Below are 19,211 nucleotides of genomic sequence, written 5' to 3'. Positions count from 1 at the left end.
GGGGAACGAGGGAGGACCGATGAGCGCTGTTGACCGGCTGGCGGCCGCCATGTCCAGGCAGGACGCCGCCATCACGGAGCAGTTGGAGCAGCGCGGGCTGCGGGAGCGGCATCTCGCCGACGCCAAGGCCCAGGCGGTGGAGACCATGCAGAAGGACGCCGCCATCCACGACAAGTACGCCGCTCACATGCAGGAGCTGGGGAAGCGGAGCAAGGAGGCGGGCGGCTGGCTGACCGGCAAGACGACCGCCGACCGCAGCCACACGATCGGCTTCGACATCGAGGACGACGACAAGCCGGACGCCAGGTTCGCCGAGTTCGGGGCGCGTCCCGACGCGCCGCGGCCGGTGGCCCCTCCGCCGCCGCCTCCGATCGCCCCTGGTGTGCCCGGGATACCGGCGACGGTCGACGTCCCACCCGCGGCGCCGACGCCCGCTCCGAGTGCCGCGGAGCCTGAGGCTCCTAGTACGCCCGCGCGTCGTCGTGGCCGTCACGCCCGTGACGACAAGGGCTTCGACGACGACGACTTCTCGAACAACTCGTGGATGGTCGACTGACCTGGCCTGGAACCGGAGCGCGTTTAGCGGGCTAAACGCGCTCCGGCAGTTCGTCCTGGAGTTCGATGGGGGCGCGTTTGACGTCGGCGTCCAGCAGCGGCTGGTACTTCGTCGTCCCCGTCAGGTGCGTGAGGAAGAACGCGGTGAACAGCGCCCGCGCCAGCTGCTGGGTCCCGCGGTGCGGCTTCCCGTGCAGCAACAGCCGGCTCCAGTGCCTGCCTTCGGTGACGCCGAGGTGCGACGACTTCCCGAGCTTCCGCAGTTGCACCGGCCCGCCCCACGCGTCCGCGATGGCCTCCGCATGGCCGACCGGCGGCGCGACCAGGTCTTCGCTCGCCGCGAGATGCAGTCCGGGCACGGTCACCGACCGGGCCGAAACCGTCGCCGGCGGCAACGTCTGCGCGGGGGTGATGGTCGCGACGGCGCGGATGTCGGGCCGTTCGTCGTTCTCGGCCGCCTGCGCGGCGGCCAGCACCGCCGAACCACCGCCGGTCGAGTGCCCGGCGAGGCCGAGTTTCGCCGGGTCGACGCTGATGCCGTCCGGTCCGAGGCGGACCGTCGTGATCAGCTCGAGCGTGGTGAGCAGGTCGCCGGCCAGCAGCCGGTGCGAAGGCAGCGGCCCGCGCTGCGTGGCCGGGGCCGCCGCGACGATGCCCCAGCTCGCGAGGTGCCGGAGCAGGTGCCGGTAGCTCCCGGTCGGCTGCAGCCAGCCGTGCCCGAAGGCAATGGCGGGCAGACCGAGCCCGGATCGGGGCGTGAACACGACACCGGGCAGTCCGACCAGGGCGAGGTTGCCGCGCAGAACGTCGTGCGGACCTGGGTGGGACAGCTCCGCGAGCAGCTGCTTGGGCTTGCTGGCCATGGTCGTGACCTTACTGCCCGCACCCCCGTCCGGCCCGCGCGCCGCCCCACGCGTCGCGTTTAGCCCGCTAAACGCGACGCGTGGGCGCCCGGGCGAAGGGGCCGAATTTCCGTCGTTAGGCTGGTGGCCGTGTGTGGAATCGTGGGATACGTCGGACACCGCCCGGCCCTGGACGTCGTCATCGGCGGCCTGCGCAGGATGGAGTACCGCGGCTATGACTCGGCAGGCGTCGCGGTCCTCGACGGCGCCGGCGCGCTGAACGTCGAACGCAAAGCGGGCCGCCTGGCCAACCTGGAGAGCCGGCTCGACACCGTCGGCAGGGACGCCTTCACCGGCACCGCCGGGATGGGCCACACCCGCTGGGCCACCCACGGCGCCCCGGTCGACCGCAACTCGCACCCGCACCGCGACGCCTCCCAGCGCGTCGCCGTCGTGCACAACGGCATCATCGAGAACTTCGCCGCCCTGCGCGCCGAACTCGAGGCCGAAGGCGTCGAGATGGCGAGCGACACCGACTCCGAGACCGCCGCGCACCTCATCTCCCGCGCGTACACCGAGGGCGACACGAAGGGCGACTTCGCGGCCAGCGTCGCCGCGGTCTGCCGTCGTCTCGAAGGCGCGTTCACGCTGGTCGTGACCATCGCCGACCAGCCGGACACCGTCGTCGCCGCCCGTCGTTCGTCGCCGCTGGTCGTCGGCGTCGGCGAGGGCGAGCACTTCGTCGCTTCCGACGTCGCCGCGTTCATCGAGCACACCCGCGAGGCGGTCGAGCTCGGCCAGGACCAGCTCGTCGTGATCACCCGCGACGGCTACGAGGTCACCGACTTCCACGGCGACGCCGCCCAGGCCAAACCGTTCACCGTCGACTGGGACCTCTCGGCCGCGGAAAAGGGCGGCCACGAGTACTTCATGCTCAAAGAGATCGAGGAGCAGCCGGAGGCGCTGGCGAACACGCTGCGCGGCCACTTCGACGGCGGCCGGATCATCCTCGACGAGCAGCGCATCTCCGACCAGGACCTGCGCGACGTCGACAAGGTCTTCGTCGTCGCCTGTGGTTCCGCGTACCACTCGGGTCTCGTCGCCAAGTACGCGATCGAGCACTGGTGCCGCCTCCCGGTCGAGGTCGAGCTGGCCAGCGAGTTCCGCTACCGCGACCCGGTGCTGGACCGCGCGACGCTGGTTGTCGCCGTCTCCCAGTCGGGCGAGACCGCGGACACGCTCGAAGCCGTCCGTCACGCGCGCGAGCAGAAGGCCCGCGTCCTGGCCGTCTGCAACACCAACGGCGCGCAGATCCCGCGTGAGTCCGACGCCGTCCTCTACACGCACGCCGGTCCGGAGATCGGGGTCGCCTCGACCAAGGCGTTCCTCGCGCAGATCGCGGCCAACTACCTGGTCGGCCTGGCGCTCGCGCAGGCCCGCGGCACCAAGTACCCGGACGAGGTCGCCCGCGAGTTCGCCGAACTCGAGGCCATGCCCGCCGCGGTGCAGAAGGTCCTGTCCACTGTGGACCAGGTCCGCGACCTCGGCCGCCGGATCGCCGACTCGAAGGCCGTGCTGTTCCTCGGCCGCCACGTCGGGTTCCCGGTCGCCCTCGAAGGCGCGCTGAAGCTCAAGGAACTGGCGTACATGCACGCCGAGGGTTTCGCCGCCGGCGAGCTCAAGCACGGCCCGATCGCCCTGATCGAAGAAGGCCTGCCCGTCGTCGTGGTGATGCCGTCGCCCAAGGGGCGCGCGGTGCTGCACTCGAAGCTGGTGTCGAACATCAGCGAGATCCAGGCGCGCGGCGCCCGCACGATCGTGATCGCGGAGGAGGGCGACGAGACCGTCCGCCCGTTCGCCGACGAGCTGATCGAGATCCCGGCCGTCCCGACCCTGCTGCAACCGCTGGTCTCCACAGTGCCGCTGCAGGTGCTGGCCGCCGAGATCGCCCGCACGCGCGGGTACGACGTCGACAAGCCGCGTAACCTGGCGAAGTCGGTCACCGTCGAATAGAGACCGGAGGCGTCGTGCAGGGAATCTGGACCACGGAACGGATTCGCGCGGCGGAGGACCAGTTGCTCGCCGTCACTCCAGACGGCGAGCTCATGCGGCGCGCGGCTTTCGGGCTCGCGGTGCACGCCGCCGAGATGCTGGCCGAGCACACGGGTTCGGTGTCCGGGCGGCGGGTGACGTTGCTCGTCGGGTCGGGCAACAACGGCGGTGACGCCCTGTGGGCCGGCGCGTTCCTGCGTCGGCGCAACGTGGCCGTCTCCGCGATCCTGCTGAAGCCCGAACGCGCGCACGGCCCGGGTTTGGCCGCGTTGAAGCGATCCGGTGGCAAGGTCGTGTCCCTTGAGGACGGTCCACAGTGGATCAAGCGGGCCGACCTCGTCGTCGACGGGATCGTCGGTATCTCGGCGCGCGGGCCGTTGCGGCCGGACGCGGCCGCGCTGCTGGAGCACGTTAACTCGCCGGTGCTGGCCGTCGATCTGCCGAGCGGGGTGGATCCGGACACCGGCGCCGTCGACGGTCCGGCGGTCGTGGCCGACCGGACGGTCACCTTCGGCGCGCTCAAGCCGGTGCACGCCCTCGCGCCCGCGTCCTGCGGCGAGGTGTCCCTCGTGGACATCGGACTGCGGCTCAGCGAGCCCGATCTGCGGCGGCTCGACACGGTGGATGTCGCCGCCGCGTGGCCGGTGCCCGGTCCGGACGACGACAAGTACAGCCAGGGCGTGGTCGGGGTGGCCGCCGGGTCGGCGACGTATCCGGGCGCGGCCGTGCTCGCGGCAGGGGCGGCGGTGCGGGCGACGTCCGGGCTCGTGCGGTACGCCGGTCATGCGGCGGACGTGGTGCGCGGGCAGTGGCCGGAGATCATCGCGACGGGTTCGGTGACCGACGCGGGCCGGGTGCAGGCGTGGGTCGTCGGGCCGGGGATCGGCACCGGGCACGAGGGGCGGGACGTGCTGCGGTTCGTGCTCGGCCGCGGTGTGCCGGTGTGCGCGGACGCCGACGCGACGACGATCATCGCGCGGTCGCCCGACGTGCTCGACGCGCGTGATCCGGACACGCCGCTCGTGCTGACCCCGCACGCGGGGGAGTTCGAGCGGCTGATGGGTTCGCCGCCGGGGCCGGACCGGGTCGCGGCGGCGCGTTCGGCCGCGCGGAAGTACGACGCCGTCGTGCTCTTGAAGGGGCATTGCACGGTGGTCGCGGCGCCGGACGGGCGTGCGCTGGTGAACACGCCGCGGGGGTCGTGGCTCGCGACGGCGGGTTCGGGGGACGTGCTGTCCGGTCTGGTCGGCGCGCTGCTCGCCTCCGGACTCGATCCGTGGCTGGCGGCCGGTGCGGCCGCGCACGTCCACTCGCTCGCCGGCTCGCTCGCCGCCGACGGCGCCCCCACCTCGGCCTCCGGCATCCTCGGCGCCGTCCCCGATGCCATCCGGTCCGTCCGATCCCTGACCTCCTGACCAGGGCGCCGACCTGCGTTTAGCCCCCTAACCGCGCTCTGGGGTCGGGCGCCCTCAGATGCCCGCATTCTGCAGGCGGGCGCCATCAGAGCGCAGTTAGGGGGCTAAACGCAGGTCGGCGGGGCAGGCGGCGGGAGTGGGAAAAAATGCGGGAGTTATCGAGTTACGTGTTAACTCCGGGCGAATAATCTGGTAAGAAGCAGGTGTGAGCGCCGACACCCACCCCGCCGAGACCGCGATGGTCCGGGTCGTGAACGGTGTCGCCCATGTCTAAGACCAGGCCCTCGGACGCCGCCGTCGAGCAGCGACGCCAGGAGATCCTCGACCACGTCATCGCCACCGGCGAGGTCCGCATCGACGACCTCACCACCCGCTTCGGCGTCAGCCTGATGACGATGCACCGCGACCTCGACGATCTCGCCGACCGCCGTCTCCTCCGCAAACTCCGCGGCAAGGTCGAGGCCTATCCCGCGACGACCATGGAGTCGGCCGCCCGCTTCCGCGACACCTTCAACCAGGCGACCAAGGACGCGCTCGGCGAAGCCGCCGCGGCGCACGTCCACTCCGGCCAGACGGTCTTCGTCGACGACTCGACGACGCTCTTCCCGCTCGTCCGCCGCCTCGGCCAGGTCGAGGACCTCACCGTCATCACCAACTCGCTCGAAGCCGCCCGCATCCTCGGGCCCGCCAAGAGCGTCGAGGTCGTCCTGGCGGGCGGGCGCTACCACCACGAGTTCGACTCGTGCGCCGGCCCGGATGTCGTCGGGTTCCTCGACCGCACGCACGCCGACATCGCGTTCGTCTCGGTCGCCGCGGTCGCGGTCGGCCGCCTGTTCCACCCGGTCCAGGACTACGCCGAGCTCAAGAAGGCCGCGCTCCGCACCGCCGATCGCAACGTCCTGGTCGTCGACAACTCCAAGTTCGGCCGCACCGCCACCTACGCGTACGGCGACATCGGCGACTACGACCTCCTGATCACCGACGAAGAGACGCCGACCGAGGAGATCGAGGCCGCGCTGACCGCGGGGACCGCGATCGAGCAGGTCGAGTGCGCGCCAGAGGGGCCGGAATATGAGTTCTGACCTGGTCGCAGGAATCGACTCGTCGACCCAGTCGGCGAAGGTCGTCGTCTGCGAAGCGAACACCGGCGAGATCGTCCGCACCGGCCGTGCCTCACACCCCGACGGCACCGAGGTCGCTCCCGCCGCGTGGTGGGACGCGTTCCGCGAGGCCACGGACGGCCTGCTCGACGGTGTCGGCGCCATCGGCATCGGTGGTCAGCAGCACGGCATGGTCGCCCTCGACGAGGACGGTGAGGTCGTCCGGCCCGCGTTGCTGTGGAATGACACCCGCTCCGCGAAGGCGGCCGAAGACCTCGGCGCCGAACTCGGTGCCGAGAACTGGGCGAAGTCCGTCGGTTCAGTGCCGGTCGCCAGCTTCACCGTCACGAAGCTGCGCTGGATGGCGGAGAACGAGCCCGAGCTGGCCGATCGCGTCGCCCGTGTCCTGCTCCCGCACGACTGGCTGACCTGGCGGCTGCTGGGCGACGGCGCCGAGCCGGTCACCGACCGCGGCGACGCGTCCGGCACCGGGTACTTCTCGCCCGCCACCGGCGAGTACCGCCAAGACCTCCTCGCGCACGCCTTCGGCGGCCGCACTCCCGAGCTGCCCAAGGTCATCGGCCCCGCCGAAGCCGCGGGCCGCACGCCGGACGGGATCCTGGTCTCGGCCGGGACCGGCGACAACATGGCCGCCGCCCTCGGTCTCGAACTCGTCCCCGGCGACGTCGTGGTCTCGCTCGGCACCAGCGGCACCGTCTTCGGCGTCTCCGAGACCGCGAGTGCCGATCCCTCCGGAATCGTCGCGGGATTCGCCGACGCCACCGGCCGCTTCCTCCCACTGGCCTGCACCCTCAACGCGGCCCGCGTGCTCACGGCCACGTCCGCGATGCTCGGCGTCGAACTCGCGGACTTCGACAAGTTGGCGCTCGCCGCCACGCCCGGTTCCGGCGGCCTCACCTTCCTTCCTTATCTCGACGGTGAGCGGACGCCGAACCTCCCGGACGCGAAGGGCACGCTCTTCGGCCTCACTCGCGCGAACATGACGCCCGAAAACCTCGCGCGCGCGGCCGTCGAGGGCATGCTCTGCGGTCTGGCCGCCGGTCTCGACGCCCTGCGCGAACAGGGGCTCGAAGTCCGACGCGTCCTCCTGATCGGCGGCGGCGCGCAGTCGGCCGCCGTCCGCGCGGTCGCGCCGATCGTGTTCGGCGTGCCCGTCGTAATCCCCGAAGTCGCCGAGTACGTCGCGATCGGTGCCGCGCGGCAGGCGGCTTGGGCCCTCGCTTCCAGCACGGAACCTCCCCGCTGGCAGGAACAGCACGGCTACACCCCACTCGAGCCGACCGAAGCGGACAGCGCCGAGGGGCGCCGGATCCGGCAACGGCATCTCGAAGCCCGCGAACTCGGGCACGGCATTTCCGCGAAACCGAAAGAGGACTGAACCGATGGCCACGATCACCTACGACAAGGCGACCCGGCGCTACGCGGGTTCCGAGCGGCCCGCCGTGGACGCACTCGACCTCGAGATCGCCGACGGCGAGTTCCTCGTGCTGGTCGGGCCGTCCGGCTGTGGCAAGTCCACCAGCCTGCGGATGCTCGCCGGCCTCGAAGACATCGACGAAGGCGCCGTCTGGATCGGCGACCGCGACGTCACCCAGCTGCCGCCGCGCGCCCGCGACATCGCGATGGTGTTCCAGAACTACGCGCTGTACCCGCATATGACCGTGGGCCAGAACATGGGCTTCGCGCTGAAGATCGCGGGCCGCCCGGCTTCGGAGATCAAGCAGAAGGTGCTCGACGCGGCCAAGCTGCTCGACATCGAGCAGTACCTCGACCGCAAGCCGAAGGCGCTCTCCGGTGGTCAGCGCCAGCGCGTCGCCATGGGCCGCGCCATCGTGCGCGAGCCGCAGGTCTTCCTCATGGACGAGCCGCTGTCGAACCTCGACGCGAAGCTGCGTGTCTCCACCCGTACGCAGATCGCCGCGCTGCAGCGCCGCCTCGGCGTCACCACCGTCTACGTCACGCACGACCAGGTCGAGGCCATGACGATGGGCGACCGGGTCGCCGTTCTCTCGGACGGTCTCCTGCAGCAGTGTGACACCCCGCGCGCCCTGTACGACAAGCCCGCAAACGCTTTCGTCGCCGGATTCATCGGTTCGCCCGCGATGAACCTCGTCACCGCGAAGCTCACCGAAGACGGTGCCGAGCTGGGCGGCGCCCGGGTGCCGCTGACCCGCGAGATCCTCGCCAAGGCCGATGGCGACACGGTCACCCTCGGCTTCCGTCCCGAGTCGCTCGAGGTGACGACCAGCGAAGACGGCACCCTGCCGATCAAGGTCGACCTCGTCGAGGAGCTCGGCTCCGACGCGTACGTCTACGGCAAGCTCGCCGAGACCGACGCCGAGGGCTCGAAGTCGAACGTCGTCACCCGGGTGGACCCGCGCACACCGCCGACCATGGGCGACACCCTGCACCTGCGGATCCGTCCCGACGAGCTGCACGTGTTCTCCGCCACCGACGGGGCGCGCCTGTCCTGAGCCGGTTCGTGGGAAACTGGTGGTCGTTATGACCGCCAGTTTCCCGCGTGCCGAGGTCGTCATCGACCTGTCCGCCATCCGGCACAACGTCGCCCTGCTCGCTTCCCGCGCCCCCTCGGCCCAGACGATGGCCGTGGTCAAGGCCGACGGCTACGGGCACGGCGCCCTCGAGGTCGCCCGGGCCGCCGTCGAGGGCGGGGCCACCTGGCTGGGCACCTGCTCCCTCGGCGAGGCGCTCGCGCTGCGCCGGGCCGGGATCGGCGTCCGGCTCTTCAGCTGGCTCGACACCCCCGAAACCGACTTCGCGCCCGCAGTCGCCGAAGACATCGACGTCGCCGTGAGCTCCCTGGACGAGCTGGCCCGCGTGGTCGACGGCGCGCGCCGGGCACGCGACTTTAGCGGGCTAAACGCGATCTGCCGGGTTCACCTCAAGATCGACACCGGGCTCAGCCGAAACGGCTGCCCACCTGCGGAATGGCCCGCGTTGGTCAAGGCAGCGGCGGCCGCGCAGCCATTCATCGAGGTCGTCGCCATCTGGTCGCACCTCGCCTGCGCCGACGAGCCCGGCCACCCCTCCATCGACGCGCAGGCGAAGCGGTTCGACGAGGCGTACGACATCGCCCGCGCCGCCGGCCTGCACCCGATGCGGCATATCGCGAACTCCGCCGCCGTTCTGACGAGGCCCGACCTGCATTTCGACCTCGTGCGCCCCGGGATCGCGATCTACGGGCTGAACCCGGTGCACACCGACGACGATCTGCGCCCGGCGATGACCTTCAAATCGTCGGTCGTGCTCACGAAGCGGATCCCACCCGGCGAATCGGTCTCGTACGGCCACAGCTGGACGGCCGAGCGCGACACCACGCTCGCCCTGGTCCCGGTCGGATACGCCGACGGCGTGCCGCGGTCGCTGTCCGGCCGCATGGACGTCTGGCTCGCCGGGAAGCGGCGGCCGGTCGTCGGCCGGGTCTGCATGGACCAGCTGATCGTCGACTGCGGAGACGAAGAACCGGCCGTCGGCAGCGAAGTGATCCTCTTCGGCCGAGGCGCGTCCGGCGAGCCGACCGCCCGGGAATGGGCCGACAAGCTGGGGACGATCGACTACGAGATCGTGACTTCGATGTACCGGCCGCGAATCCGTCGAACGTATCTGGAGGCAGGCTCGTGACACCTTCACGAAGACTGCTGGCCATCGTCGGCGGGGTCGGGGCGGTGGCCACCGGCACCGCCGCCGCGATCGCCGTCGCCGCACAGCAGCGGCGGCAGAGTGAGGATCCGTTCGTGGACGAGCCGTTGGGGGACCTCGCACCGGATCGGACATCGACAGTGGCGGCGGAGGACGGTACGCCGCTCGCGGTCGAGGAGATCGATCCGGCCGATGGGGGAGAACCGGAGCTGACCGTCGTCGGTGTGCACGGTTTCGCGTTGTCGAAGCGGTGCTGGCACTTCCAGCGGCGAGACCTCGCGTCGCTGAAGCTGCCGCGGGTGCGTCAGGTCTACTACGACCATCGCGGGCACGGGCAATCCGGCGCCGCGACCGCCGAGACCAGCACCATCGAGCAGCTGGCGCGCGACCTCGACATGGTCCTGCGTTCGGTGGTGCCGGAGGGGCCCATCGTGCTCATGGGGCACTCGATGGGCGGCATGGTGATCATGGAGCTCGCCGCGGAGCATCCAGAGCTGTTCGATGACCGTGTCTGCGGCGTCGCGTTCATCGCGACCGCGGCAGGCGAAGTCGGCGCCCGAGGGCTACCGAGATCACTGCTCTCGAAGTACAACCCGCTCACGCGCGGTGTCGGCGGACTGGCCGGCTGGCAGCCGGGGCTCGTCGAGTTCGTGCGTGCGGCGGGCGGGCAGCTCACCCGGCAAGCCGTGCGCAGGCTGGCTTTCGGCAGCCGGGACGTGTCCCCGCGGCTCGTCGACTTCATGCTGGAAATGCTGGAAGTGACGCCGGTGCGCGGGCTGGTGAACTTCGTCGACACACTCGGCAGTCACAATCGGTACGCCGCGCTCGCCGGGCTGAAGCACGCGCACGTGCTGGTCGTCGGCGGGGATTCCGACCGGTTCACGCCGATCGCGCACGCCGAGCGGATCGCGGCGGAGCTGCCCGACGCGGAGCTGGTGCGCGTGCGCGGCGCGGGACACATGGTGCAGCTGGAACAACCCGAACTGGTGAACAGCCACCTGATCGACTTGGTGCAACGGTGCACGGGCACCGATGGTGAGACTTCCGAACGGCGGACCTGGTGGTGGCAACGCTGATGAATTTCGCTTTCCCGACCCCCGAATCGACGATGGATTTCGGGCGCGAGCTGGGACGTTCGCTGCGCGCGGGCGATCTGGTGCTGCTCTCCGGGCCGCTCGGGGCGGGCAAGACGACACTGACCCGCGGGATCGCGGACGGTCTCGGCGTCGGCGGGCGGGTCAGCTCGCCGACGTTCGTGCTGGCCAGGGTCCATCCGGCGGGCGCGGCCGGGGTCGCGCTGGTGCATGTCGACGCGTACCGGCTCGGCGGGGATCTCTCGCAGCTGGACGACCTGGACCTCGACACGGAGCTGGAGCGGTCCGCCCTGGTCGTCGAATGGGGCGAGGGAGCCGCCGAGCGCCTGTCGGACGACTACCTCGTCGTCCGCCTGGAGCGCCGCGAAGACGATGTCCGTCTGGTCACCCTGGAGCCGCACGGCACCTGGGCCGCCCGCACGCCCGACCTGCGTTTAGCGGGCTAATCGCGATCCGGCGGCCCGACTTGCGTTTAGCCCCCTAATCGCGATCTGCGCCGTCCGACCTGCGTTTAGCGGGCTAAACGCGATCCGCGGGGCCCACGACGGAGCGCGCGATTCCCAGGTCGACCAGGTCTTGGGGGCGTAGCCGCAGCCGGTCCGCGAGGGCGGGGACTTCGTCGGCTGGCAGCTTGAGGATCGCCGCGGCCGCCTCGGGCGACGTCACCGAGAAGTACGCGTCGGGCGTCACCCAGGTCGACCCCGGCGCCGCGAACGCGAGCGCGCCCCCGGAACCGCCTTCCCCGATCACCAGCGTCGTGATCGGCACGGCCGCGCTCGCGACCGCCTCGAACAACTCCGCGATGGCCGCGCCGGCACCGGCCCGTTCGGCCGCCTCGTCGTTCGCCGCTCCGGGAGTGTCGACGAGGGTGAGCACCGGGATCCCGAGCCTCGATGCGAGCCGCACCAGACGCGCCGCCGTCCGAAAACCAGCAGGCGCCGTCGGCGTTCCGCACTGCGCCGCATACGCGATCGCTCGGCCGCTTCGCCAGCCGAATCCGCACAAGACACCCGAGTCGACTCCTCCGCACCTGTCGCCCGAGACCTCCTCGCGCCAGTCGAAGTACGCGTCGAGGTACTCCGCAGCTCTCGGTCGCTCAGCGGAGCGCGCCGCCTGTACCGCATCCCATCCGCTGTCGGGCAGATCTGTGGACCCGAGCGCTACGGGCGGTTCGGCGGCTTCCGTCGTCGACAAAGTCAGCAGGCGCAGCCACCGTTCCAGCGTCGAAGGAAGTTCGGCCGGGGTCACGACCTGATCCACCTGCCCCCACGCGAGCTTCGCTTCGGCCGTGTACGCCTCCGCGGACGCGCCAGCGGGCCGCACGCGAGAACCGGCGAAGCCGACCTGCGCCCCTGGCAGCGCGAGGACGACGTCGGCGCTCGCACCGAGCGTCGCCCAACCGCCACCCGTGGTCGGATCGCGCAAGACAGAGATCTGCGGTACCGACCGGGCCCCGGCCGCCGCTCGCGCGATGCGCTGCAACTGCGAAAGCGCCCGCATCCCGTGCTGCATGCGGCTGCCGCCGGTCGCGATCAGCGACACCACCGGCAACCGGGACTCCACGGCCCGCGCGAACGCCGCCTCGACGCGATCACCGGTCCGCTGCCCGATCGAACCGCCCAGAAAGCCGAACTCGAAAGCGATCACCACCGCCTCGACCGCACCGATCTCGGCGGTCCCGCAGAGCACGGACTCGGTCTCGCCGGTCCGCTCCTCGGCGGCCTCACGTGCCGAGCGATAACCCGGCCAGCCGATCGGCCCGTCGTCCGGCTCCCCGGAACGCGGAACGTCCAGCTCCTCGAAAGCGGTCGCGATCTCCTTGATGGCAGACCGCGCCGAGAGCCTGCTCATCCGAGGGCCCGCTTCATGACCTTGCCCATGTCGTTGCGCGGCAACGCGTCCAGATAGCGGACCACCCGAGGCCGTTTGTGCGGCGACAACAGGCGTGAGACGTGATCGGCGAGCTCCGACTCTGCCGGACGTTCCCCTTCGGGCACCACCCAGGCCACAATGCGCTCGCCGAGGTCGTCGTCGGGCTCGCCGGTCACCGCGACCTCCGCGACACCGGGATGCTCCATGAGCGCGTTCTCGATCTCGCCGGCTCCGATCTTGTAGCCGCCGCTCTTGATCAGATCCGTCGCCTTCCGGCCGACGATCTTCACGTACCCGGCCGCGTCGCGGGTCGCCATGTCGCCGGTCCGGAACCAGCCGTCGTCGAAGGCGGCTTCGGTGGCGTCGGGCCGGTTGAGGTACTCGGTGAACAGGTTCGGGCCGCGGACCTGGATCTCGCCGACGGTCTCAAGCTCCTCGACGGGCTCGCCCGATTCGTCGACGAGGCGCAGGTCGACGCCGGGCAGCGGGACACCGACAGTTCCGGGAACGTGCTCGCCGTCGGCGCGGATGCTGGTGTTCATGAGGGTTTCGGTCATCCCGTAGCGCTCGATCACGCGCCTGCCGGTCGCTGCGGTGATGCGCTGATGGTCGTGGACGGGCAGCGCGGCCGATCCGGACACGAGTAGCCGGGCGCTGCTGAGCGCTGCGGCGAGCGATGCGTCTTCGCCGACTTCGCCTGCGATGCGGTGATACATCGTCGGGACGCCGAACATCATGGTCGCGCCGGTGGCGAGTTCGTGTGCGACGCCTTCGGTGGAGAAGCGACCGAGATGCCGCACCGAGCCGCCGCGCCGGAGCGGCCCGAGGATGCCGAGGATCAGGCCGTGCACGTGGAACAGCGGGAGACCGTGGACCAGGACGTCGTCGGCGGTCCACTCCCAGGCGTCCTTGAGCGCGTCGAGAGTGGTGGCGATCGCGCGGCGGGGGAGGACGACGCCCTTGGGCGGGCCGGTGGTGCCGGAGGTGTAGACGATCAGCGCCGGGGCTTCGGCGTCCGGTTCCGCGGGGGGATCGACAGGAGTGCCTTCGAGAACGACGTCGCGTCGCGGCAGCCCGTCGAGACCGGCGGGCAGGTCGGCGCCCGGTTCGGCGAGGACGAGGACGGGGTCGCTGTCGGTGAGGATGTGCGCGAGCTCGCGCTCGCCGATCTTCGGGTTGAGCGGGATGGCGGGGACGCCCGCGAGCAGGGCGGCGATCACGGCGACGCTGGTGTGCACCGAGGGCGTCGCCCAGACGGCGACGCGGCCGCCCGGCAGGTCGCGGGCGAGCGTGCCGGCGATGGCCGCGACATCGGCGTAGGTGAGGGAGGTGTCGCCGAAGCGGAGCGCCTCCTTGCCGGAGCCGCTCGCCAGCGTGGGGAACAACCGATCGGGCACCGTGTGACCTCCTGCTCGACTCCGCCGGCCGGGGCGCTTGGAGCCAAGGAACCCCGCTTCCGAACCGTACCGTCGCCGCCCGCCCGTGCCCTGCGACCTGCTTCACACCCTGGCGTCGGATCGCGGTTAGCGGGCTAAACGCGATCCGTGGGTACAGAAGGCGAGGGCCCGCCAGATCGCATTTAGCGGGCTAAACGCGATCCGCAGGCAGGAGGAGCGGGATCGCGTTTAGCCCCCTAATCGCGATCCGGCGGCGGGGTCCCGGGCCCGGCGGCAGCCTCCGTGCGCGTCGCGTTTAGCGGGCTAAACGCGATCCGGCCCCGGGGGAGCGGCCGCGCCACCCGATCGCGTTTAGCCCGCTAAACGCGCTCCGGGGCGCTGGTCGTAGGCTGGGTAACCGTGCTGGTACTGGCCATCGACACCTCGACCCCGGCGGTCACCGCGGGCCTCGTCGCCCTGGACGGCGACGCCATCGAGTCGCGCGGAGACCGTGTCACGGTCGACCCGCGCGCCCACGGCGAGCTGATCACGCCGCACGCCCTCGAAGCCGTCAAGGCCGCGGGCGTCACGCTTCGCGACCTCGACGCCATCGTCTGCGGCGTCGGCCCTGGCCCCTTCACCGGCCTTCGCGCCGGCATGGCCACCGCCGCGTCGCTCGCCCACGCCCTCGGCGTCCCCGCCTACCCGGTCTGCAGTCTCGACGCGATCGCCGCCGACGTCGCCCCCGGCGAAGCGCCCTTCCTCGTCCTCACCGACGCGAGGCGTCGCGAGGTCTACTGGGCCGCGTACGCCGCCGACGGCTCGCGCACCGCTGGCCCCCACGTCGAGCGGCCAGCGGACCTCCAGACCACCATCAAGGTCGCGGCGGGCGACGGCGCCCTCCTCTACGCGGACGCCCTCGGTGTCCAGCCGATCGAGCCGCGCTTCCCGTCACCCATCGGGCTGGTCAAGGCCGCCCACAAGGACTTCAACAGCGAGCCCGCCCCGCTCACCCCGCTCTACCTCCGCCGCCCCGACGCCGTCGAACCGGCCGCACGCAAGAAGGTGACCACGCCGTGAGGCTGGAACCCTTACGCCGCAAGGACATCCCGCGCTGTGTCGAGATAGAGAAGATCCTCTTCCCCGGCGATTCGCCGTGGACCGCCTACGCCTTCCACGCGGAACTCGACGCGGGCGGCCACTACCTCGTCGCCCGTCCGGAGGATAGCGACGAGGTCACCGGTTACGCCGGGCTCGCCGTCGTCGGCCGCCGCGGCGACTACGAGGCGAGCATCCACACGATCGGCGTCGCCCCCGAACACCAGCGCAAGGGCATCGGCACGGTCCTGCTGAAAGCGCTCCTCGACCGCGCGGACGAGCTCGCCGCGCCGGTCTTCCTCGAAGTCCGCACCGACAACGACGCGGCGATCACGCTCTACGAGCGGCACGGTTTCGAACGCGTCGGCCTCCGGAAGCGCTACTACCAGCCGTCCGGCGCCGATGCCTACACGATGGCCCGCCCGCGGGCCCAGGTCCGAGACGAGGTGGCGGGCTGATGCCGCGCATCATCATGGGCATCGAGAGTTCGTGCGACGAGACCGGCGTCGGCCTCGTCCGCCTGCACGACGACAACACGGTCGAGCTCCTCGCCGACGAGGTCGCCTCCAGCGTCGACCAGCACGCCCGCTTCGGCGGCGTCGTGCCCGAGGTCGCCAGCCGCGCGCATCTGGAGGCGATGGTCCCGACGGTCGAACGCGCCTTCGACAAGGCCGGCCTGAAACTGTCCGATGTGGACGCCATCGCCGTCACGGCCGGCCCCGGTCTCGCCGGCGCGCTGCTCGTCGGCGTCGCCGCCGCCAAGGCCTACGCGGCCGCGCTCGACATCCCGCTCTACGGCGTCAACCACCTGGCCGGGCACATCGCCGTCGACACGCTCCAGCACGGCCCGTTGCCCGAGCGCTGCCTCGCCCTGCTCGTCTCGGGCGGGCATACGCAATTGCTGCTGGTGGACGACATCGCTTCCGAAATCACCGAGCTCGGGTCCACTGTGGACGACGCCGCGGGCGAGGCTTACGACAAGGTCGCCCGCGTGCTCGGCCTGCCGTACCCGGGCGGCCCGCCCATCGACAAGGCCGCCAAGAACGGCGACGGGGCGGCCATCGCCTTCCCCCGCGGGATGACCGGGCCGCGTGACGCCAAATTCGATTTCTCCTTCTCCGGCTTGAAAACCGCGGTCGCGCGCTGGGTCGAAGGCGCGGAGCGCCGCGGCGAGGACATCCCCGTCGACGACGTCGCCGCGTCGTTCCAGGAGGCCGTCGCCGACGTTCTCACCATGAAGGCGATCCGCGCGGCGAAGGAACACGGCGTGGACACGCTGGTGATCTCCGGCGGCGTGGCGGCGAATTCGCGACTGTCCGAACTCGCCGCCGAGCGCTGCGCCGAGGCCGGGATCACCTTGCGGGTCCCGCGGCCGCGTCTGTGCACGGACAACGGCGCGATGATCGCCGCGCTCGGCGCGCACGTGGTCGCCGCCGGACGCCCACGCGCGTCGCTCGACTTCTCCGCCAACCCGGCCCTGCCGGTGCAGATCGTCTCGATCTAGCGGGATTCGGCGGCGGTGCGTGGCGCCGGCGCGAGGTTGAGCAGTTCCTCCAGCGCCGCCACCGACAACGCGGCGGCATTGCCGTCTCCGTAAGGGTTTCCGGCGTGCGTCGGATGCAGATCGCCACGCAGGATCTTCGCCGCGGTGTCGGCGATGAGACCGGTGTCCGTCCCGACCAGCCAGGCGCAACCGGCCTCGATCGCTTCGCGTCGCTCGGTGACGTCGCGGAGTACCAGGACGGGGGTGCCGAACGTCGGCGCTTCCTCTTGGATACCACCGGAATCGGTCAGGACGAGCTCGGCGAGCCGCAGCGCGCGTACGAGATCGGGATATTCGAGCGGCTCGGTGATCGTCACCCGCGGCGTCCCGCCGAGCGCGGTCGTCACCTGGTCCCGCACGGCCGGATTGGGATGCACCGGGAACAGCACCTGGACGTCGCTGTGTTCCGCGACGATCAGTTCGATGGCCGCGAGCGTCCGGCTCAACGGCTCACCCCAGGACTCACGCCGGTGCGATGTCACGAGGACGAGCCGCTCACCCGCCTCGGCGATTTCCATCTCCAGCAAGGCGAGCGCGGTGTCCCGTGCGGGGAGATCACGTTCGGCGATCGCGATCACGGCGTCGACGACGGTATTGCCGGTGACGGCGATCCGTTGGCGCGGAACACCTTCCGTGCGCAGCGCGGCCGCGGCGCCCGGCGTCGGCGCGAGATGCAGGGCGGCGATACGCGAGATCATCTGCCGCGTCCCCTCTTCGGGGAACGGCGCGGCGAGGTCGTGGGTGCGCAGTCCCGCTTCCAGGTGTACGACCGGGATGCCCTGCCAGAACGCGGCGAGCGCGCCCGCGAGTCCCGTCGTCGTGTCGCCCTGGACGACGACCGCGGCCGGTGCGACCCGGCGAAGCACCTCGTCGAGCGCGGGAAGCAGGCCGGAGACCAGTTCCGCCTGGGTGCCGGTGGTCCTCGGCGGAATGTCGAGCCAGGCGTCGACCGGCAGGCCGAACGGGATCAGCGCCTGCTCGACCATGCCCTGATGTTGTCCACTGTGGACGACGAAGGGCCGCAGGTGCGGGTGTTCCGCCAGCGCCAACGCCAGCGGCGCGAGCTTGACCGCCTCCGGCCGCGTCCCGGCCAGCAACATCACATCCACGCGTTCGCGCTCCTCATCCACGTTTCGAGTGTCCCGCAAAACGCGGGTGATGGCCGCCGGCGCGCGAGGGGCCCACGCCGGCGGCCGGTCCGTCCAGGGGAGCGTCAGTTCCCCATCTCGCCGAGCCGTTTCGTGCGGCGGTAGCCCGCGATGACCGCGATGGTTCCGAGAACCAGCAGGATCACGCCGACGGCCAGCCACCAGCCGACATCGGCCCCGGTGGCGGCGAGGGCACCCACCCCGCCACCGGCGACGCCGACTCCGGCGCCAGGCAACTTGTACATTTCGACCTCACTTCACCCAGGTCAGGCGGTGGTCGCCGGACGCCGGTTGCGGACCACGCGGATACCGACCGGGATGGCGACGGCACCGAGCAGGCCGAGACCGATCCACAGCCCCGCGCCCGAAGCGAGCGGCACGGGCAGACCGGCCGGACCGCAGGTCGCCGACGAGACGATCACATCGCCCGAACCGAGCGGGGTGAGGGCGTCGCCGAGCAGCTTCACGTGGATGGCGTTGACCGTGAGGCTGCCGTCGGGGTTCTTGATCTGCTCGTTCAGGATGATCGTCGCGACGTTGACGGTGCCGAGACCGACCTTGATCTGCGTGTTCGGGGCGGGCGTCGAGTCGACCGTCCCCGCGCTGCCGAGGTTCGCGCCGACCAGGTTCGTCGCGCCCTGCACACCCTTCTGGGTCGCGGTGCAGGTGGCTTCGACGACCTTGACGCCGACGTCGCCGAGAGCGTTCTTCAGCAGCGGCAAGCCGACATCGGCGGTGCTGGCCTTGGCGGTCACGGCACCGGAGTTGTCGTCGCGCTTGGCTTCGGTGTTGATCGCGCCTGCGGTCAGCACACCGGTGAGGTTGACCTTCGCGAGGCTGTTGGCGGTCGGCCCGGAGGTCTTCGCCTCGGCGAGCGGCCCGGCCTTCACCGCGTCGAGGCCGAGGAGCTTCACATCGACCTTGACGCCATACGCGGAGCCGTCACCGGGGGCCGCCGAGGCGGGCACCGCACCGGCGAGAGCCACGCTCGCCACCACAGCGGCGAGTACTCCGCCTCGTCGCAAGAGGTGCGTGTTCTTCAACTGGTCCTCCGAATTGATTCGTGGGGGGTTTCTCTCATCTGCGGTCGGCACGAGGGCACAACCGTTGCGGACGAATCCTCAGCTGGCCTGACTCGGCTCGCGGATCGTCTATCGCCGAGTGTTTCTTAAATTGAACGGAAAACTGCGAGGATCACCGGATCGGGTGGTCTTGCGGGCATTTCCCGCTGGTCGCCGAAGCTGTCACTCTTTCGGCCTAGTCAGTTTCTCCACGATCGTGCCGAAAGGGCCCATGATCACGTTGGAAATGCGAACCCCGGTCGAAAGGGCCGGTTCCCGCTGACTTACTCTCGTCGGCGAGTTCCTGTCCGCTGCGCCGGATCCCCGTCGTCTGCTGCGTCTTTCCTGAGAGGGTCACCGTGGCCGTTGCGAGC

General features: G+C 70.9%; 18 protein-coding genes. 12 read left to right on the top strand and 6 right to left on the bottom strand.

All coding sequences use genetic code 11. From position 1 onward, the window contains the following. Positions 1-19: 19 nt before the first annotated feature. Complete coding sequence (locus ACFWIW_RS17545) at positions 20-556, top strand: hypothetical protein (protein ID WP_378369405.1); 537 nt, start codon at positions 20-22, stop codon at positions 554-556. A 31-nt stretch (positions 557-587) separates the two neighbouring features. On the opposite strand, the gene ACFWIW_RS17540 is transcribed toward ACFWIW_RS17545, so the two are convergent. Beyond that, positions 588-1,418, bottom strand: a complete 831-nt coding sequence (locus tag ACFWIW_RS17540) for a dienelactone hydrolase family protein (protein WP_378369404.1) — start codon at positions 1,416-1,418, stop codon at positions 588-590. Positions 1,419-1,547: 129 nt separating this feature from the next. Here ACFWIW_RS17540 and glmS point away from each other — a divergent pair, with 129 nt between their 5' ends. The 8 genes from glmS to tsaE all read left to right on the top strand — a co-directional run bounded on the left by glmS (position 1,548) and on the right by tsaE (position 11,185). After that, positions 1,548-3,410: a glutamine--fructose-6-phosphate transaminase (isomerizing) gene (gene glmS / locus ACFWIW_RS17535; RefSeq protein WP_378369403.1), complete on the top strand. Its 1,863-nt coding sequence runs from the start codon at positions 1,548-1,550 to the stop codon at positions 3,408-3,410. A gap of 14 nt (positions 3,411-3,424) precedes the next feature. Continuing rightward, on the top strand, positions 3,425-4,864 hold the full coding sequence (locus ACFWIW_RS17530) for an NAD(P)H-hydrate dehydratase (protein ID WP_378369402.1): 1,440 nt from the start codon (positions 3,425-3,427) through the stop codon (positions 4,862-4,864). A 266-nt stretch (positions 4,865-5,130) separates the two neighbouring features. After that, on the top strand, positions 5,131-5,946 hold the full coding sequence (locus ACFWIW_RS17525) for a DeoR/GlpR family DNA-binding transcription regulator (RefSeq protein ID WP_378369401.1): 816 nt from the start codon (positions 5,131-5,133) through the stop codon (positions 5,944-5,946). Further along, a complete protein-coding gene (gene xylB, locus ACFWIW_RS17520; RefSeq protein ID WP_378369400.1) occupies positions 5,936-7,363 on the top strand; it encodes a xylulokinase in 1,428 nt (475 codons plus the stop codon). Before ACFWIW_RS17525 ends, xylB begins: the two co-directional genes overlap by 11 nt. Positions 7,364-7,367: 4 nt before the next feature. After that, the gene (locus ACFWIW_RS17515) at positions 7,368-8,459 is read left to right on the top strand and encodes an ABC transporter ATP-binding protein (protein ID WP_240595788.1); all 1,092 of its coding nucleotides are present in this window, start codon (positions 7,368-7,370) and stop codon (positions 8,457-8,459) included. 28 nt (positions 8,460-8,487) lie between these two features. Then, positions 8,488-9,627 (top strand): alanine racemase, encoded by a 1,140-nt coding sequence (alr, locus tag ACFWIW_RS17510; protein WP_378369399.1) that lies wholly within the window; start codon positions 8,488-8,490, stop codon positions 9,625-9,627. Further along, the gene (locus ACFWIW_RS17505; protein WP_378369398.1) at positions 9,624-10,721 is read left to right on the top strand and encodes an alpha/beta fold hydrolase; all 1,098 of its coding nucleotides are present in this window, start codon (positions 9,624-9,626) and stop codon (positions 10,719-10,721) included. The genes alr and ACFWIW_RS17505 overlap by 4 nt, the downstream gene beginning before the upstream one ends. Continuing rightward, positions 10,721-11,185, top strand: coding sequence for a tRNA (adenosine(37)-N6)-threonylcarbamoyltransferase complex ATPase subunit type 1 TsaE (gene tsaE / locus ACFWIW_RS17500; protein ID WP_378369397.1), 465 nt, complete (start codon positions 10,721-10,723; stop codon positions 11,183-11,185). Before ACFWIW_RS17505 ends, tsaE begins: the two co-directional genes overlap by 1 nt. 73 nt (positions 11,186-11,258) lie before the next feature. On the opposite strand, the gene ACFWIW_RS17495 is transcribed toward tsaE, so the two are convergent. Further along, on the bottom strand, positions 11,259-12,590 hold the full coding sequence (locus tag ACFWIW_RS17495) for a carboxyl transferase domain-containing protein (protein WP_378369396.1): 1,332 nt from the start codon (positions 12,588-12,590) through the stop codon (positions 11,259-11,261). After that, complete coding sequence (locus ACFWIW_RS17490; protein ID WP_378369395.1) at positions 12,587-14,008, bottom strand: acyl-CoA synthetase; 1,422 nt, start codon at positions 14,006-14,008, stop codon at positions 12,587-12,589. The genes ACFWIW_RS17495 and ACFWIW_RS17490 overlap by 4 nt, the downstream gene beginning before the upstream one ends. Positions 14,009-14,407: 399 nt before the next feature. Here ACFWIW_RS17490 and tsaB point away from each other — a divergent pair, with 399 nt between their 5' ends. From tsaB to tsaD, 3 genes are read left to right on the top strand one after another with little or no spacing between them, the layout of a single operon-like run. Next, the gene (gene tsaB / locus ACFWIW_RS17485) at positions 14,408-15,067 is read left to right on the top strand and encodes a tRNA (adenosine(37)-N6)-threonylcarbamoyltransferase complex dimerization subunit type 1 TsaB (RefSeq protein WP_378369394.1); all 660 of its coding nucleotides are present in this window, start codon (positions 14,408-14,410) and stop codon (positions 15,065-15,067) included. Beyond that, on the top strand, positions 15,064-15,543 hold the full coding sequence (gene rimI, locus ACFWIW_RS17480; RefSeq protein ID WP_378369393.1) for a ribosomal protein S18-alanine N-acetyltransferase: 480 nt from the start codon (positions 15,064-15,066) through the stop codon (positions 15,541-15,543). The genes tsaB and rimI overlap by 4 nt, the downstream gene beginning before the upstream one ends. Next, on the top strand, positions 15,543-16,589 hold the full coding sequence (gene tsaD / locus ACFWIW_RS17475) for a tRNA (adenosine(37)-N6)-threonylcarbamoyltransferase complex transferase subunit TsaD (protein ID WP_037332589.1): 1,047 nt from the start codon (positions 15,543-15,545) through the stop codon (positions 16,587-16,589). Before rimI ends, tsaD begins: the two co-directional genes overlap by 1 nt. Here the strand turns inward: tsaD and wecB are convergent. The 3 genes from wecB to ACFWIW_RS17460 all read right to left on the bottom strand — a co-directional run bounded on the left by wecB (position 16,586) and on the right by ACFWIW_RS17460 (position 18,819). Continuing rightward, positions 16,586-17,737, bottom strand: coding sequence for a non-hydrolyzing UDP-N-acetylglucosamine 2-epimerase (gene wecB, locus ACFWIW_RS17470; RefSeq protein ID WP_378369486.1), 1,152 nt, complete (start codon positions 17,735-17,737; stop codon positions 16,586-16,588). The genes tsaD and wecB overlap by 4 nt on opposite strands. Before the next feature lie 104 nt (positions 17,738-17,841). After that, on the bottom strand, positions 17,842-18,021 hold the full coding sequence (locus ACFWIW_RS17465; RefSeq protein WP_038519727.1) for an LPXTG cell wall anchor domain-containing protein: 180 nt from the start codon (positions 18,019-18,021) through the stop codon (positions 17,842-17,844). Between the two features lie 21 nt (positions 18,022-18,042). Then, positions 18,043-18,819, bottom strand: coding sequence for a choice-of-anchor P family protein (locus tag ACFWIW_RS17460; protein WP_378369392.1), 777 nt, complete (start codon positions 18,817-18,819; stop codon positions 18,043-18,045). Between the last annotated feature and the right edge of the window lie 392 nt (positions 18,820-19,211).

Origin of the sequence: Amycolatopsis sp. NPDC058340 (assembly GCF_042723975.1) — a bacterium.
GTDB lineage: Bacteria > Actinomycetota > Actinomycetes > Mycobacteriales > Pseudonocardiaceae > Amycolatopsis.
The sequence above is the reverse complement of the archived record's forward strand: the minus strand, read 5'-3'. Positions and strand labels throughout refer to the sequence as shown.

Bases quoted from the DNA above. Each gene is read 5' to 3' on its own strand.
- ACFWIW_RS17495 (WP_378369396.1), bottom strand. From the start codon at position 12,590: ATGAGCAGGCTCTCGGCGCGGTCTGCCATCAAGGAGATCGCGACCGCT.
- tsaD (WP_037332589.1), top strand. From the start codon at position 15,543: ATGCCGCGCATCATCATGGGCATCGAGAGTTCGTGCGACGAGACCGGC.
- ACFWIW_RS17540 (WP_378369404.1), bottom strand. From the start codon at position 1,418: ATGGCCAGCAAGCCCAAGCAGCTGCTCGCGGAGCTGTCCCACCCAGGT.
- ACFWIW_RS17515 (WP_240595788.1), top strand. From the start codon at position 7,368: ATGGCCACGATCACCTACGACAAGGCGACCCGGCGCTACGCGGGTTCC.
- ACFWIW_RS17525 (WP_378369401.1), top strand. From the start codon at position 5,131: ATGTCTAAGACCAGGCCCTCGGACGCCGCCGTCGAGCAGCGACGCCAG.
- tsaE (WP_378369397.1), top strand. From the start codon at position 10,721: ATGAATTTCGCTTTCCCGACCCCCGAATCGACGATGGATTTCGGGCGC.
- xylB (WP_378369400.1), top strand. From the start codon at position 5,936: ATGAGTTCTGACCTGGTCGCAGGAATCGACTCGTCGACCCAGTCGGCG.
- ACFWIW_RS17465 (WP_038519727.1), bottom strand. From the start codon at position 18,021: ATGTACAAGTTGCCTGGCGCCGGAGTCGGCGTCGCCGGTGGCGGGGTG.
- alr (WP_378369399.1), top strand. From the start codon at position 8,488: ATGACCGCCAGTTTCCCGCGTGCCGAGGTCGTCATCGACCTGTCCGCC.
- ACFWIW_RS17545 (WP_378369405.1), top strand. From the start codon at position 20: ATGAGCGCTGTTGACCGGCTGGCGGCCGCCATGTCCAGGCAGGACGCC.